This is a genomic window from Butyrivibrio sp. X503 (assembly GCF_003625475.1).
Classification (GTDB): Bacteria; Bacillota; Clostridia; order Lachnospirales; family Lachnospiraceae; genus Butyrivibrio.
Map to the genome: position 1 here is coordinate 1 of NZ_RAIQ01000005.1, position 16,048 is coordinate 16,048.

10 protein-coding genes are annotated in these 16,048 nt (G+C 36.7%); all 10 read left to right on the plus strand.

Going from position 1 to position 16,048, the window contains the following annotated elements; all coding sequences use genetic code 11:
• Positions 1-12 precede the first annotated feature (12 nt).
• The 10 genes from D6853_RS10225 to D6853_RS10270 all read left to right on the plus strand — a co-directional run bounded on the left by D6853_RS10225 (position 13) and on the right by D6853_RS10270 (position 16,043).
• The gene (locus D6853_RS10225) at positions 13-3,090 is read left to right on the plus strand and encodes a hypothetical protein (protein WP_120657921.1); all 3,078 of its coding nucleotides are present in this window, start codon (positions 13-15) and stop codon (positions 3,088-3,090) included.
• A complete protein-coding gene (locus tag D6853_RS10230; protein WP_158588729.1) occupies positions 3,090-4,181 on the plus strand; it encodes a WG repeat-containing protein in 1,092 nt (363 codons plus the stop codon). The genes D6853_RS10225 and D6853_RS10230 overlap by 1 nt, the downstream gene beginning before the upstream one ends.
• Positions 4,182-4,217: 36 nt before the next feature.
• Positions 4,218-6,812: a hypothetical protein gene (locus tag D6853_RS10235; RefSeq protein ID WP_147367744.1), complete on the plus strand. Its 2,595-nt coding sequence runs from the start codon at positions 4,218-4,220 to the stop codon at positions 6,810-6,812.
• Positions 6,813-6,826: 14 nt separating this feature from the next.
• On the plus strand, positions 6,827-7,807 hold the full coding sequence (locus D6853_RS10240; protein ID WP_120657924.1) for a hypothetical protein: 981 nt from the start codon (positions 6,827-6,829) through the stop codon (positions 7,805-7,807).
• A 49-nt stretch (positions 7,808-7,856) separates the two neighbouring features.
• A complete protein-coding gene (locus tag D6853_RS10245) occupies positions 7,857-8,873 on the plus strand; it encodes a hypothetical protein (RefSeq protein ID WP_120657925.1) in 1,017 nt (338 codons plus the stop codon).
• 37 nt (positions 8,874-8,910) lie between these two features.
• Positions 8,911-12,528: a hypothetical protein gene (locus tag D6853_RS10250; RefSeq protein ID WP_120657926.1), complete on the plus strand. Its 3,618-nt coding sequence runs from the start codon at positions 8,911-8,913 to the stop codon at positions 12,526-12,528.
• Positions 12,519-13,673 (plus strand): WG repeat-containing protein, encoded by a 1,155-nt coding sequence (locus D6853_RS10255; RefSeq protein ID WP_120657927.1) that lies wholly within the window; start codon positions 12,519-12,521, stop codon positions 13,671-13,673. The genes D6853_RS10250 and D6853_RS10255 overlap by 10 nt, the downstream gene beginning before the upstream one ends.
• A 174-nt stretch (positions 13,674-13,847) precedes the next feature.
• Positions 13,848-14,576 carry a hypothetical protein gene (locus tag D6853_RS10260; protein WP_120657928.1) on the plus strand — a complete coding sequence of 243 codons (729 nt, stop codon included), beginning with the start codon at positions 13,848-13,850 and terminating at the stop codon, positions 14,574-14,576.
• A gap of 150 nt (positions 14,577-14,726) precedes the next feature.
• Positions 14,727-15,500: a hypothetical protein gene (locus tag D6853_RS10265; RefSeq protein ID WP_120657929.1), complete on the plus strand. Its 774-nt coding sequence runs from the start codon at positions 14,727-14,729 to the stop codon at positions 15,498-15,500.
• A 21-nt stretch (positions 15,501-15,521) separates the two neighbouring features.
• Positions 15,522-16,043: a hypothetical protein gene (locus D6853_RS10270; RefSeq protein WP_120657930.1), complete on the plus strand. Its 522-nt coding sequence runs from the start codon at positions 15,522-15,524 to the stop codon at positions 16,041-16,043.
• Positions 16,044-16,048 lie beyond the last annotated feature (5 nt).

A 16,048-nucleotide genomic window follows, 5' to 3' on the forward strand; every position in this document is an offset into this window, starting at 1 on the left:
GGAGAATAAAAGATGGGATTCAACGACGGAAAATTTTACGATGCCAAACTGTCAATGGATTATTACGATGCGTTGAAGTTTGAAAAAGAAAACTTTGATATGAAGGCAGACGGAGTCAGATTGTCCAACGACGATTTCGAAGCTAACGAGCAGTTTGACGGAGAAATGCCAAACTACCTCAAGAGATTTGTTAAGTACGGCGGCGGAAAGATGCTCAACGATAACACTGATACCTATGCTCAGATGATAAATGATCAGAGGTTTATCATGAATTCTTTTGAATCCATCGTTGACCCCTCTCCCAATGCAAGATTAGAGATAAACACACTTGAGAAGATCAATACGGATTTCAAGGCATTTCATAAAAGATTTGATGAGATAGCAAGAGAGACCCATCAGATAGTAGACGATCTAAACAGAGAGTTCGGAGGAGAGATCGACGGAGGATTTCCTCAGCCCGAAAGCCGGAGAGCGCTTGCGTCCTTTGAGGATATCTGCGGTGGATACGATCCCGGAAAAGGATTCTTTAAGGAGTGCCAGGACAAGCTCCTTGAGTTTGATGCCACGGTAAACTCTGCCCTCAGAGCAAAAGATACAAGAATGGAAGTTGCCGATCTTAATAAGAGGATACAGGCAACAAAGAATATCATAGGCAGTTACATCTACAACGATCCGAACCCGGAGAAGATAGAAACTGAAGGGGTCGGCGATTCAAAGATAAAAGAAGTAAAGATCCTTAATAAGAAGCTGGATTACTTCTGTGATAACGTAAATAAGTATTTCGATAACAGAGCAGAGATAGATGCCGTCGCGGTTGAAGCCAGTCCGATTGACGGTAATTTCTTATGCTCTTTTGACAAGATGGAAGGAAAGAAGGGGCCGTTGCCCAAAGCCATCATCAAATCCCCTACATATGGACCTTATAAGAAGATAGTTACAAAAATTGCCAAGAGATCGGAAGAAGATCCGACAGCATATACTATAACTCCCCAGGGAGCAGCGCTTACTTTCGGAGTGGGCGGAGCCATGCAGAGTTATATAGAAAAGGGTGATTTCTCCGATCTTGGAAAGAACGCCAAGGCTAACTATGAGGCTTTCCAACAGGGAAGTGTCAACTATATGATAGATAAAGTGGCGGGAACAAGATATATTCCAGGTCGCGTGCAACAGGTAGCCCATGCAATTCAAGGAAAAGTATATGATATCAATCTTCCGGATGCGACAGGAGTACCCGGTCTTTTAAATACAAGCACGACAGCTGCGGGAATGAATGATCAAATCAAAGATATCTGGTCAACATTCAGAGAGTATATGCAAGGCCAGGGTTCAGGTAAGGGAGTAAATGTTTCGGCGGCGATGAATAACTTCTTCCAAGGAGCAGGATATACAACTCTATTTGGATCATCATTCTTTGGCAGCAAATTTGCAAATAAACAGGGCACTGCTTCAACAAAGGGGGCAAATTCTAAGTCCATGACGGTTAGCATGGTAGGCAGCAAAGGAGTCAAAACAACCCCTCAGAAAGAATACGATGAAAAAGTATCAGGTAATCAGTCTAATGTGTCAGGAATAAAAGATGATGAAAAGCCATTGTATTACGATTTACACCAATATGGTTTTAGCGATGCGGCAATATTAGAGGCGCTCAAAAATGGCATATCTCCGGACAAATTATTGGAGCTTTGTAAAAGTTTTGATACTGAGGAAGCTTCAATCTTTCTTAACTTGGTTTTGGAACAGAAGTATGAGGAAGCATTTAGTTACCTAAGTCAATTAGATAATCCAGAGGCATTGATAAATGATTATAATCTTATGAGTGCTTTATCCTTATATAGTTTCAATATTCCTAAAATAGATAACAACGGAGACATTACTGCACAATCTCAAGAGAAATTTGCAGCATTCATGTCAGGTATTCTTAACGCGCAAGGGCCATTTAAAAACTATTCAGTTGATATATTTAAACAGATGTATATCAATTCATCTATCCTTGCAGTTGCGTATAATGATAGCGTACTTCTTACAGATATTGAAAAAGTTGGCGAAGAAACATATAAAAGGATGTGCCTGGAAGCCGAAAAGAGGATGACCATTACTAATTTCTACGCAACAGAGAGCGTAGCTTTAAAGGAGACTTCGTTAGCTACAGGAGGTGAGCCAGAAGCAAGCGTTGATATCATCAGTTTTTCAACCGGAAAATTAGAAATAGATAATTGTTTAACTTATGAAAGAGTCAATTCAAAGAAAGAAACTGAAAAATATAGAGTAAGCGTTACTCAGCATATAGATGCAGGTTCCATAAATGATAAAGAGGCGGGAATAGAATTAAATGAACTTATAAAGAAGAGAGATAAACTGGTGAATAAGCTGGTAACTGATGTGCTTAAAGATACATCATATGCGATACATCCGTTGTTGGGATATTCTGTAAGGCTTATTTGTGATATTACAGCTGGAAATGAATCTGACACACTTGACGATGCGACACGTTGCGTTAATGAAATATTGAAGACCACAAGTGACAAAAAGATAAACAGCGGAATTATAGGCGGTATTTCTGTTGCCGGTGATTTTTACGATTATTTTAAAGAGTACAACAAGATTAGTGATGAGATAGAAGGCGGGAAGCAGGGAATAAGGACAGATTGGTTTGGATATCGGTATAGTTATGATTATGATACTTATGGAGGTATATTTGCTGCTAAACACGAGACTGATTTTACTAGTGTAACATCTAATCCTATTAGGCCGGATGCTTATCAGCTTATGAAAGAATGGGAAGCAGGTGGAATAAATTCCTTGATAGCAAATTCAGATGTGATAAAGGACCCTGACAGTGTAGTTAATTCATTTGATGAAAAGTTTAAGACAAGAATAGATAATAGTAATTTGGATCAAGACCAAATTGAGCTTGCAAAAAAGCTAGTATATGGAGGAGAGGATCTAGATTTAAGAAGTGTTGATTACGCTGACTTTAATGCTTGTATCAACTTTTTGGACGAGGTTTACCAAGATACAGGTGATGGAGGATGCTTCGGATCGGTACATGCTTTATGGGATTCTAGAATACAGCAGTTTGGAGGCAGATGATGAAACGAAAAGGAATAGTAATTCTAGCAATCATAGCTTTTGGAGTTTTTTTATGGTTGATATACATGAATGGTTATAAACGAGGGAGTTGGTATCTCATTGATGCTACCGGCAACCGAGTTTCAAATATCGGTTATGAGGATTGCAAAGGAGTAATCGAAATAGAAGATAAGCATTTTTTTGTTTTTACCAAAAGGAACAGATTCAGTACGAAAATTCCGTTCTATAAAGAGACTTTTTTCATAGTTGATAATGAAGGAAAAACAATATTTAAAGGTGATTCAAAAAGAATAGAAATAGACGATTTACACAATCTGATTCAGGACAAGGGCCGATACATAATTATAGATGCTAAAGGGAAGACTATATATAAGGCGCCTAAGGATAAAGGAATAGAAGATGGTACCAATTATTTTGGAGTAGTACCTTTTTATTATAGAGATGAAAATGTCTCTGAGGATGATCGCAGATATGGTTATATAAATATGCAGGACGAGGTAATTTTGGAACCACAGTTTAAGAGGGCCGATCCGATTGGAAAAGATGGCCTTGCCTGCGTAGTCACAGAAGAAGGAAAATATGGATTTATAGATGCAAAAGGTGAATATGCGATTCCACCAATATATGATTATGCAGATGAGTTTTCAGATGGCCTTGCACAAGTTGCATTGGGAGAAAAAAGAGAATATGTGGATACAGAAGGAACCGTAGTTCTTGAAAAAGAAGGCGGATATTTTCATGAAGGGTTTGCTTCTATAAAGAATGAATCTGGTAAAGAAGCGTATATGGATAAGAACGGAGAATTAATAACAGATTATGATTATGACATAGCATATCCTTTTTATAATGGATATGCGATAGCAACCATTGATGGGTTGGATGGAGCTATCGATACTAAAGGTGAGATTATAATCGAGCCCAAATTCAAGAATTTGGGCCTTTTTTCAGAAGATGGTCTTGCAGCTTTAAAAGGTGATAATGGATTTTATGGATTCATAAATACAAAGGGAGAATGGCAGATAGCCGCCCAATATGAAAACGTATACGATTATCGTGATGGAGTTGCGGCTGTCAAGGAAGCAGCAAAATAAAAAAGAAAGAGTAAAAAAAGAAAGCGGGGATTAATAATGGCAAAACATAAGTCTTCATCAGGAAGTTTTTCAACAATGACTGGTAATTCATTTATAATGAACAATCCTATATTTAATCAAAAGAAAATGGGATTGCAGCAGAGTGCCAGTCAGCTGATATTCAACAAATCTCCTTTTGACATGGAAGGGGAAGTATGCGGTACGGAAAGCATGCTTTATGCGGCCCAGTGCTGGCATGAAATAGCAGATTCAAGTGATAAGCTACAGGTTTTTTTAGCTGATGATATTTATAAAATGTGTAGCAATATACAAAACTCGATAAATCAGACAGATCAGATATTGGCGGCATCTCTTTCTTGTTCTATGTCTAATTATACACAGGTAAACGTCCTTCCGGCTGTAAAAGCAATAATAGCGAAAGGAATATCAGACGCAATTAGTGTTACAACTGTGGCCAGTGCTAAATTAATGAAGCGTATGATATATATGCAGATTCGTGAAGAGTTTATGACTACATATAATATAGACGAAGAAACCATGGCACAAGTTGACGAATGGATCGAGCAATATGAGGCCGGGGATCCGGCCTTTGTAACAGTACTTAAAAAGTACCAAAACATGTCAGATAAAGAATGGAAACAGTTATACACAGATGAATCCAAGGAGCAAGAGTGTAAAGATTTTGTTGCATTGACTGTTTTATTTACTTGGTCAGGATATATGGCAGAGCAAGGAAAGGATGGAACCGGAACATATCAAGGGGTATGCGAAAACATAATATCTAATTTTTATACAGTTAAAGAAAAGAATGAAGATGATTTATTTAGTGATGCAACTATAGATAATCCGCTTGTTAATAATTTCAGGTTGGGGATGGATAGTTTAGGTGCATCGGATTCGCTGGCGTACAATATTTCTACAAAACTATTGAGCGATCAAAATGCGTATCATGTAAATAATCAAAGTGATATAAATAAAGATGTAGACGTTAATTTGTATTATGACGAAAGTGGATTTGTCGGAGTGCAGGTTCGAGATTGTAAAAGTGCGAACCCTGAAAATATTAATCAATTTCTTGCCACAGGAAAAGAGCATGCTAAAGAATATATTAGTAGTCAGAGAGAGGGAATAAGTAATTATAGTAATCATTTAATGAGTGATGATGAGCTTGCAGGAATGTTTCAGTCGGTTAACACTCCAAATGATCTTAACATCATGAGAAATCTCGTAATATCAGATTCTAAATTTATGATCGATGGAGATAATGCGTTTGATATTGAGTATATGGAAGACCACGGGGGCCAAGGGTATTATAAAGAAGGAATAAGCGACACTTTTAGCGTGGCATTGGGCCAAATGAGCTCGACTATTTTGGAGAGGGGCGCTCAAAGTGACTATGTTGATTATGAAAACTTTCTTGAAGCAGTATCTGATAGTAGTATCAAGGGAAGTAATCATAATATTTTGTTTGATATCACTACAGGCACGGGAACATATGTGGATAACTGCGCAATTAATGTTGTAGACGATGAAATTGGAGGCGATAATGACCAGGAACTAAAAGCTGCATTAAATGCAGCAAATGCCAATTTTGGAGCGCTTAGCCAGCTGTATGAAAGATATATTGATGATGCTAATCTTTTACAAGGTGATGCTACTTATTCCAATGTAGATGTCAAAGACATCTCATATTCTGAGCAAGATGGTCATTTAACCTTTTGGATGAATTGTGATAAGGAATCGGGCTTTGCTTTTTGGAGAGATAAAGAGAAGCAGGAATTTAAAATTGATGTAAATCTTTCATCTGACGGGCTTGCTTTTAAGGATCAGCAAGAGGCAATACAGCAGGATTTGAAAAATGAAATGGAGCGAAAAAAGGCTAACCTCGTAGTCGATACAGTGATAGATTTAACAGGAAATATCAATCCTTTTTTAAAAGATAGCCTTTATATTGTAAAAGATATATCTACCCAAAAGGATGTGTCAATCCATGCAGCAACGCTTGTTAAAGATGGAATGGGAAAAGTGTTTAAGGGAGAAAAGTATAAGCATTTAAACGGAGGAGTTTCTGCAGGAACTACTTTGATGGGGGCGTATTCAAAATATAATGATATTATACAAGAGTATGAAAAAGCCAAAGAGCAGTGCAATGAAGTCGAAAAATTAAATTCATTCTATTGTTTTAACACGGGTTCCCATACAGTTGGACTATATGATTATGATTCTATTAGAAGGGTTCAAAGATGGAATGAAAATGGTGTTGTTGAAATAGTTGGAGGCGATGAAAAAACTAATGATAAGATATATAATTCATTAGTAACTGATGGAGAGATAAATAATTCTGTATTGAAGACGATAGGAGTGGACTTATGCGACGAAGAACATGCATTTGACCATTTGGATGATGATAGTAAAGCCAGGCCGACAGATGCATACGATAAGATTGAACAAGATACAGGTTATACTAAAGATAATATCGAAGAGGCTCTCAATCTTATGATACATGGCTATAACAATGATGAGGATGCAACTTATCGAAGCATAACAGATATACCATTTGAGTTACAGGATGCATGTATGCATACAATTTCGGTACATGGTCCCGATTCAAATATTTATGAGGCTTGGTAAGGGGGTAGTTAACAGTGAAGAGCAATAATGTAGTATTTGTAGCGATGTTAGTATTAACGGTTATTTGTTTTTTTGCAAATGGATATGGAGGGTATGGAAAAAATATATGCAATAACTATTATAAAACCACATCTATTTATCTGGAAGATGAAGATAAGGATCGTCAAGAAGAGCTTTTAATTGGCAAGTATTCTTCTGTTGAGGATGCCATAGCTGATCTTAACATAGAGCCGTTACAAAGATATGATTGGGACGATACTATCTTTTTTAGTAGGATCGGAGTAAATGAGTCTGACCTTTCGATTATAAGTTATAGATATAACAGTAAATCTGGAGAATTATATCAATTTAAAGATTTGCATAGTTGGATAGACATAAAAAACGCCCGATATGATGGCTTTTGGTATGATTACGCTTTTGCACAAAATATTACATGGGACTGTCTTGATAATTACAAGTATATTCCGGGAACGAACGAGCATGGAGATATTTTTTACGGAGTATGGATTGGTGATGAAATAAAAACAATCAAAATCAAAAAAGGAATATTTAGCTATATTCCACTTGAATGTGATATCGATTCAGCTTATTTCTGGACATATGAATTGGAGAATTCTAAGGATTTGTTAAACTCGGTAGCAAAACCTGTAGAAAATTCTTCTACTCATTACAAATGTGATTTAGGGGATGTAAAGAAACTACTAGGGATAAAATGTAAACTATTAGTTGATAGAAGAATGATTATTTATTGGGGAATAACACTTATTTTATCAGTGTTGTTAATTCTTTCTGTTTATAAAACATATTCATTAAACAGCGAAGGGGGACATTTTGCCGCAAGAGTGGTTATGTGGTTTTTATCAGTATTTTTATGCATTATGGTATCAACATTAATATCGTATTATTTATCAAATCCAAGATTGTTTTTTGGTATAGAGGGAATAGATAAATATATAGCTAAATTTACGGGCTGGAATCTTCCAAACGTACATTAAGTAGTCTATTTTAGCAGTATCATTGTTCATGATGATAAGGGATATATAAATGAAATTTATTAACTTATTTTATCTTGGCTTACTATTTCTAATAATTTGCTTAGCCGGCGGTATATTAATTAGTTTTTATACACCTTCTAAAAATTACAAATTGTATGGTCGAAGTGAGCAATACTTACCGTTATCGGATTCCGACAAGGCTGATGATTCGAGTAAGTTTAAGCTTATAGACAAATATGAATCCTTAGAAGATGCTAAAGAAAAAATCGGTTATGAGCCACTTAAGGAATATGAATCCAATGGGGACATATACATACTGGTTTCTGAAGGTTGGGAATTGGCTGATGATAGGCTGATATGTTATTGTTACAAAACTGATTCCAAAGAACTATATAAAGTAGTAGATGGATCATTCTCGTTGTCATTAGACTGTAAGACTGGTTGTGATGCTGACTGGTATGATGAAGAACTTATATTTGAGCTTATGTGTACAAACGGAGGCTATGGACATTTTATCCCTCAAGGCGTAAGTGAAGCGGGAGACATCGGAGATGTTTATTATGGAATATGGTGTGGAGATGAGGTAAAAAATATATCTTTTGAAAAAGGAAAGTTTGATTATGTGTTAATTGGTAATCATAATGGCAGAAATGATTATCTGTGTACCTATGAATTAAAAGATTCCACTGAGATTTTTGGAAAGGCTCTTGGACGTAATGAGAAAGGATATTGCTATGATTGTGAATATGTCAAGAAGGAATTGGGTATAAAGTGCAAATATACACTTGACAAGCGCGTGATTATTTATTTGATAATAACCGGTATATTATCATTACTGGCAATTCTATCGATCATTAAAACGGTCGTACTTAATCAAAAGGTATCCGGAGTATCAATACCGCAGATACTATTTTGGGTGATTTCGATTGTGTTAATTATTTCTGTCGCATTGCTGATTACATATTTTGCCTGCAATCCAAGACTTGTATTTGGATGGAACACAAATATGCTTGTGAAAGAAGCGACAGGTTTTTCTTTACCAAATCATCCAGAAACAATATGGTAAAAACAAATAAAAACGCTTATAACAGGGAGAATAAAAGATGGGATTCAACGACGGAAAATTTTACGATGCCAAACTGTCAATGGATTATTACGATGCGTTGAAGTTTGAAAAAGAAAACTTTGATATGAAGGCAGACGGAGTCAGATTGTCCAACGACGATTTCGAAGCTAACGAGCAGTTTGACGGAGAAATGCCAAACTACCTCAAGAGATTTGTTAAGTACGGCGGCGGAAAGATGCTCAACGATAACACTGATACCTATGCTCAGATGATAAATGATCAGAGATTTATCATGAATTCATTTGAATCAATCGTTGACCCCTCTCCCAATGCAAGATTAGAGATAAACACACTTGAGAAGATCAATACGGATTTCAAGGCATTTCATAAAAGATTTGATGAGATAGCAAGAGAGACCCATCAGATAGTAGACGATCTAAACAGAGAGTTCGGAGGAGAGATCGACGGAGGATTTCCTCAGCCCGAAAGCCGGAGAGCGCTTGAGTCCTTTGAGGATATCTGCGGTGGATACGATCCCGGAAAAGGATTCTTTAAGGAGTGCCAGGACAAGCTCCTTGAGTTTGATGCCACGGTAAACTCTGCCCTCAGAGCAAAAGATACAAGAATGGAAGTTGCCGATCTTAATAAGAGGATACAGGCAACAAAGAATATCATAGGCAGTTACATCTACAACGATCCGAACCCGGAGAAGATAGAAACTGAAGGGGTCGGCGATTCAAAGATAAAAGAAGTAAAGATCCTTAATAAGAAGCTGGATTACTTCTGTGATAACGTAAATAAGTATTTCGATAACAGAGCAGAGATAGATGCCGTCGCGGTTGAAGCCAGTCCGATTGACGGTAATTTCTTATGCTCTTTTGACAAGATGGAAGGAAAGAAGGGGCCGTTGCCCAAAGCCATCATCAAATCCCCTACATATGGACCTTATAAGAAGATAGTTACAAAAAATGCCAAGAGATCGGAAGAAGATCCGACAGCATATACTATAACTCCCCAGGGAGCAGCGCTTACTTTCGGAGTGGGCGGAGCCATGCAGAGTTATATAGAAAAGGGTGATTTCTCCGATCTTGGAAAGAACGCCAAGGCTAACTATGAGGCTTTCCAACAGGGAAGTGTCAACTATATGATAGATAAAGTGGCGGGAACAAGATATATTCCAGGTCGCGTGCAACAGGTAGCCCATGCAATTCAAGGAAAAGTATATGATATCAATCTTCCGGATGCGACAGGAGTACCCGGTCTTTTAAATACAAGCACGGCAGCTGCGGGAATGAATGATCAAATCAAAGATATCTGGTCAACATTCAGAGAGTATATGCAAGGCCAGGGTTCAGGTAAGGGAGTAAATGTTTCGGCGGCGATGAATAACTTCTTCCAAGGAGCAGGATATACAACTCTATTTGGATCATCCTTCTTTGGCAGCAAATTTGCAAATAAAAAGGGCACTGCTCCTACAAAGGGGGCAAATCCTAAGTTTATGACTGTGAGTATGGTAGGCAGCTCAAAAGCGCTGGATGAATCGAATAACACTAATAATAAGACAAAGACAAAAACCAATAATGTTAGGAAGGTTACGAGCACCGAAAACTCTACAAGAACCACGTCATCAAGTGGACAGACAATAACAAGCTTGTCAAAAGCTCAGGAGTTATTGCTTAAAGATCCAACAACCGGAAAATATGGATTTGAAGAACTTGCTGAAAGGATTAGAAACGGTTATCAACCCACAAAAGAAGAGTTGGATGCCTTGGCTGAGCTTTGGGAAACATACTTTGGCAGAATTGAGGTCGGAACAGCTAAAGCGATTGATTATGAAACGGCTGAGCGGTTGCTAAAGGTTTTGGTAGTGGCGGAGACTCCTGAGGAAGCTACCGCGGGATACATATATAAATTTAATGAGAAGTTGGCAAAAAAAATAATTGATAGATTAGATCCGGATTCATTAGCGGTGTTGGCTATAGTAAACATGGAACGTTTTTCACTATGTGGACCAGAAAACGGACTTGGCACTGAATTCGCTATGAACGCATTGTCTTTTGATATAAAAAAAGATAGAGCGGGAATAGCGTTATCAATGTATGTAGATTTGGATGGGGTTGAAAAAACACATGAATACCACGAGACTATTTGCGTTGTATCAAATGAGAGTGCTACAAATTATATTAAAAGCGAGCGCGCAAAGGATTCCGGTTTTGGGAATGGTGTAAATATAGGAGAACTGGCAAGAATTTTGACATCTGTGCAAACGCAAGATGATATGAATTTCTTCGAAAAACTCATTAATGATAACAACTACAATGATGCGTTTAGTTATAAGAACGATTTATCATTCTCGGCACAAATGGGATTAGCTGATTACCATTTATATTTCTATCAAACCGATGTAGATGGAATATATAGATCAGGGAACGCTAGAGAAGGTGAATTCTTAAATATTTTAAATAGTGCAATAAGTGGAGAATCTAAATATCTGGAATATCTTTATAATGCATCAGAGCTTAGAGCAGCAAGCTCTGCAATTACAATTGCATGCTGTGATAACAGAAACTCGAATTTGAAGGCGCTTTACGGTGAATATAGAAGAGAACTGACATTGACAAATTTGTATTGGTTTGTGACGCAAAAAGATAATGAAAATAGCGATACACATGTACATATAGATGGCATTTCACAGACAGTATTTCAAGATGTAAATGTGAGTATGACGGGAGGGGTTGGAGAATCTTCTCAGACATATACATTTAGCAATGTTGATAGTAATCCCAATGGCGTAATCGGGAAATTAGAGGTATATGAAGCACATAAAATTACAGAGTTATTAGATGAGAAGGTCAAGAGTGATTTAAAAACCTTAGCAAAAGATTGTATAACCGGAGCAGCAGCCTTCTTTGGCCCGGAGGCGTTGATTTTGGCTATGCTAATAGATTTGGGAATAGATTCAACTGACACACAGCGCAAGATTTCATTAAATGGGGCATACACAAATGCATTAAAAATCGCAAAACAGAACGGTGCATCGGCGGGATCTATTGATACAGCAAGTAATATGGGATCAACAGTAATAAATGTGCTGGCTGATGTATTAAAAATATATAACGATTCTGCAGCTTATAATAGTAGATTAACTGAGGAGCAATTAAAATACAAGGCGATATGGTTTGGAACAGGTGCATATTATAGCACTGATGGCAGCAGTTACGATGTAAACTTTAATTCATCAATAATATCACCGATGTGTGTGGCTAATGTACGTGCTTGGCAAGCGCAGGGATTAGCTTTGACATTGCATTTTGGAACTTATGAAGGTTGCGATAACGATTTGGATTTAAATAATCCGGAAGATCAGCAGCTTGCAAGACTAAGAACAAGAGCTAGGGCTCTAGAAAGAGCAGAGGAAATTATACAGTATATTGGGGATAATCATGATGAATATGGAGAAGCAGCGCTTGAAAGAATAAGGCTGTATCTTACCGGTACAAATAATAATAACGATAAGTTATCCCTTTTTGGGCTAGAGGATTATGAGCAATTTAACAAAGATATGTTAATAATTGAGGATGCAAACAATGCCATAAAGAATGATAACGAACCGACAATAGATATTGAAAAAGAATGGAGTGATCTATGTCAATAAAAACCAAAAAGATTATAGTAATCTTGGCGTTTATATTTATAGCAGCTTTTTTGGCAGGTGACTTGGCTTTTGTAAGTAGATCTAATGTAGCGGAAGGTTATTACTATATCGATGAGAATTTTAATATCATTAATAAAGCTCCGGTAGACACTTTGCCCGGAAAATTTTCTAAAGAAGGATATGCTATAGGAGATGGCGGAGTAGATATATGGATAATGGATAAAGAAGGGAAGTTCGTGAAGCGACCGGATGATGATACAACAGCTACGAATTTTGAAGAAGATGGTCTTTTTAAAACATGCAAAGGATACTATGACAAAGATTTTAATTTAGTTATAGAAATTAAGTATTCGGATAATTATAGTCCATGTAAGAATATAATTGATAGTAATCCCAGGGCATTTTCATCTAATGAATTAGCAGCAGTCCCTGTTTACCGAAAAATGGATAATGATCACGCAGCTGTTGAGGTTTGGGGATATATTAATAAAAACGGAGAATTTATGATAGAACCCCAATATAAAAGTGCAGAAGATTTTGGCAAAAATGGTTATGCATTAGTAGAAAACATGGACGGTACTTTTGTATTTATTGACGAAAATGGTAATGAGGTTTCGAAAAAGTATTCGAATGCATATCCGTTTAGCGATAATGGTTTGGCTATTGTCTGCGAAAGTGATTCCAAAAGGGCTGGCTATGTTAATGATGACTTCGAGTTTGTTATTGAGAATGACGGTTACGTGAAACATCCTTTTTCAGACAACAATCTAGCCGCGGTTTCAAAAAAAGTGGATAAAGCCTTTATATGGGGGTTTATAAACGAAAAAGGAGAACAGGTTATAGATTTTCAATTTGGAGCTGTTCCATATGGTTTTGTAAATGGATATTGTGTAGTTTGCAAAGGCGGAAAATGGGGATTTATTGATGAAACAGGTAATTATATATTTGAGAAAAAATTTAGCCGGCAGCCCAATTCGTTCTCAGAGGATGGCATAGCATTGATTCAGGATGACAATGGTTTATATGGTTATATAAAAACAGATGGAACATGGCTTTTAGAGCCGCAGTTTGAAAAAGCAACAGACTATAGTAATGGTTATGCCGGAGTATGGTTGAATGAAAATCAGAAGATAAAAACTCAATAATAGGAACATTGATTGTTTATATTTTTCATCATTATATGCTAATACATAGTAGTATCATGCCAGATAATAAGTCAGGTTACTATCACTTAACTAGTAGGATTTTTAAAGGATGTTCATTTTTATATATTGAAGATATCAAATATTAATTGTGAATGGCTCTAAGGCGGTATGCGCATGAATAATATAAGAAAACAAGTAGTTATAAGTGTTTTAATTATGATTATATTTTCTTTAACTTCCTGTGGGCCGAGGTTTTATGTAAGTGAATATGATATTAATTTAGAGCACGAAGAGTGGGCTGATGAGATAGGTCTTTTTTCTCACAAGAATCTAAAGGTGAGAGAGTATGAGGCTAAAAGTACAGGTATAAGACTTGAGCTTGAGTATGACAACGGAGTGACCGGATATAAAGAGTTGTGCGATGTTGTTAATGCACACAATAAATTTGTAGAAGAGAATCCGGATTATTTTCCAAATGATTTCAATGTGACATTTACCAATAAACACGCAAGTGAATATTCACCGTCCTTTTTTTCAAATATAAGAAACGGTTCGAATGGATTAGGCTATATCAGTGAATTGGGGAGAGAAGATTCTGCGAAGCTTCTGTATATGTGTATCAGTGTAGATGGAGATCATACTGAGAATAAGGAAAATGCAGACATACATATAGATGTACCAATTGTAATCCTTCAGTCATACAACGAGTCATATACGCCTAAAGGAGAGGCATACGCTTTTTTGAAGGAATTCAACAATCTTGAGCAAGTGATAATTGATTTTTGGGAACCGGGATATGACAAGGACGGAGTATTAGATGCAATCAGAGAATATGCACCTAATGCTGAAATATATGAAGTAAAAAGCGTCAATAGAGAAGACCATTTGGAAAAATGTCCGTGAATATCGGAAAGAGGAGAGAGTAATAATGAAACAATATTGTGTAGATAAGCAGGTTGGAGTTTATTGTATTATGAATGCCTTGATGGAAGATGAAAATTGATACTGATAGCTAGAGACCACTAACAATTACTGTATTTGAAAGGAAAAAGTATGAGCAAGAGAATTAAGACTGAAATAGTAGCACTTGTGGCTATAACAATTATAGGTGCAAGCATGATGGGATGCGGAAGAAATGCTGTAATAAATGAAAATGCTACAGTATTCGATTCCGAAAAGCTTAATGAAGAGAGTACTGATCTGACAAGTGACAAAGTAGTTGAAGATAGTTCGGAATATCAATCGGATTCCAGTATCGATATGGATGATGAAACCGATAAAGAGAAGAACGAAAAAGTTGTTGAGGGTGGTTCGGATTCTATAAATGATTATTTCCCCTCTTGTGAAAAGAAAGATGATGAATATACTGTTATCAACTTTTTTGAAGAGGATACAAAGTCTATACCGGTAAGCATTAATAAATTGACTACTTACAAGAATGGTGATGTATATAATATTGCCATACATTATGAAGATGTTCCAGGAAGATATTATTGGGGAATTACGGATAGATATGATCTCGGAACATTTTACGTTACAGAAAATACAATATATATGTTAGAAGGATGTGAGGACATTCCTGGAGAAGAATTTATATCCTCTGGAACAGTTGTATGTTCAGATGAAGATACTCAGCAGAATATAGAGGGAGATGAAATAGTAATCACACATGACGGTGATGATTGTGTCTTTACTAAGAGAAATACACTTATTGAAAGTGGATTTTACTGCATATATAGATGGGCCAAGGGTAAGGGACTTGTCTACTATAAATCAGGGTATGGAGCCGAAGGAGATCCTATTGAAATTGAATTAAAGACTAATTAAAGCGAAAAAGAAGGCTAGAGTATGGGGACAGTAACAAATAATACCGCTGGCATTACAGGCAGTAGTGGACAAACCGAAGCGTTAAAAATCGAAAGTAATGAGTATACAAGTTTAGTTAGAAACATTAATAGAGCTGCCGGCATTTTGGTGCTAAAGAAAGCTGATAATAAGACAGTGGGTGAAGCATGTGGTACGGAGAGTTTGGACATAATGGCGAATTTTTGGGATAAAATCCACAAAACAGATGATTTTTATAAATCATTTGTTCAGCTTTCTGTATATCCTGCTCTTTTAAAGGTCTGTAGTATGATTTTGAAAACAGATAAGAATAATGCGCTACAGTTGAACCAGGGAGGAGTAGATACATCCGCAAGTAGTAAGTATCAAAACAGCAAAACCCAAAAGCAAAACCAATATGATAAGGCACCGGAGGAATTTACGAATGAATGGCAAGGCATTATAGTAATGAACAGGGACGATAAGATTCCGGGATCAGGAAATATTGATGCTGTTACGGAAGCTGATACAGGGCAGACTAGATAAAAATC

Coding starts and splice junctions, on each gene's coding strand:
- D6853_RS10225 (WP_120657921.1), top strand. CDS start 13: ATGGGATTCAACGACGGAAAATTTTACGATGCCAAACTGTCAATGGAT.
- D6853_RS10230 (WP_158588729.1), top strand. CDS start 3,090: ATGAAACGAAAAGGAATAGTAATTCTAGCAATCATAGCTTTTGGAGTT.
- D6853_RS10235 (WP_147367744.1), top strand. CDS start 4,218: ATGGCAAAACATAAGTCTTCATCAGGAAGTTTTTCAACAATGACTGGT.
- D6853_RS10245 (WP_120657925.1), top strand. CDS start 7,857: ATGAAATTTATTAACTTATTTTATCTTGGCTTACTATTTCTAATAATT.
- D6853_RS10250 (WP_120657926.1), top strand. CDS start 8,911: ATGGGATTCAACGACGGAAAATTTTACGATGCCAAACTGTCAATGGAT.
- D6853_RS10255 (WP_120657927.1), top strand. CDS start 12,519: ATGTCAATAAAAACCAAAAAGATTATAGTAATCTTGGCGTTTATATTT.
- D6853_RS10260 (WP_120657928.1), top strand. CDS start 13,848: ATGAATAATATAAGAAAACAAGTAGTTATAAGTGTTTTAATTATGATT.
- D6853_RS10265 (WP_120657929.1), top strand. CDS start 14,727: ATGAGCAAGAGAATTAAGACTGAAATAGTAGCACTTGTGGCTATAACA.
- D6853_RS10270 (WP_120657930.1), top strand. CDS start 15,522: ATGGGGACAGTAACAAATAATACCGCTGGCATTACAGGCAGTAGTGGA.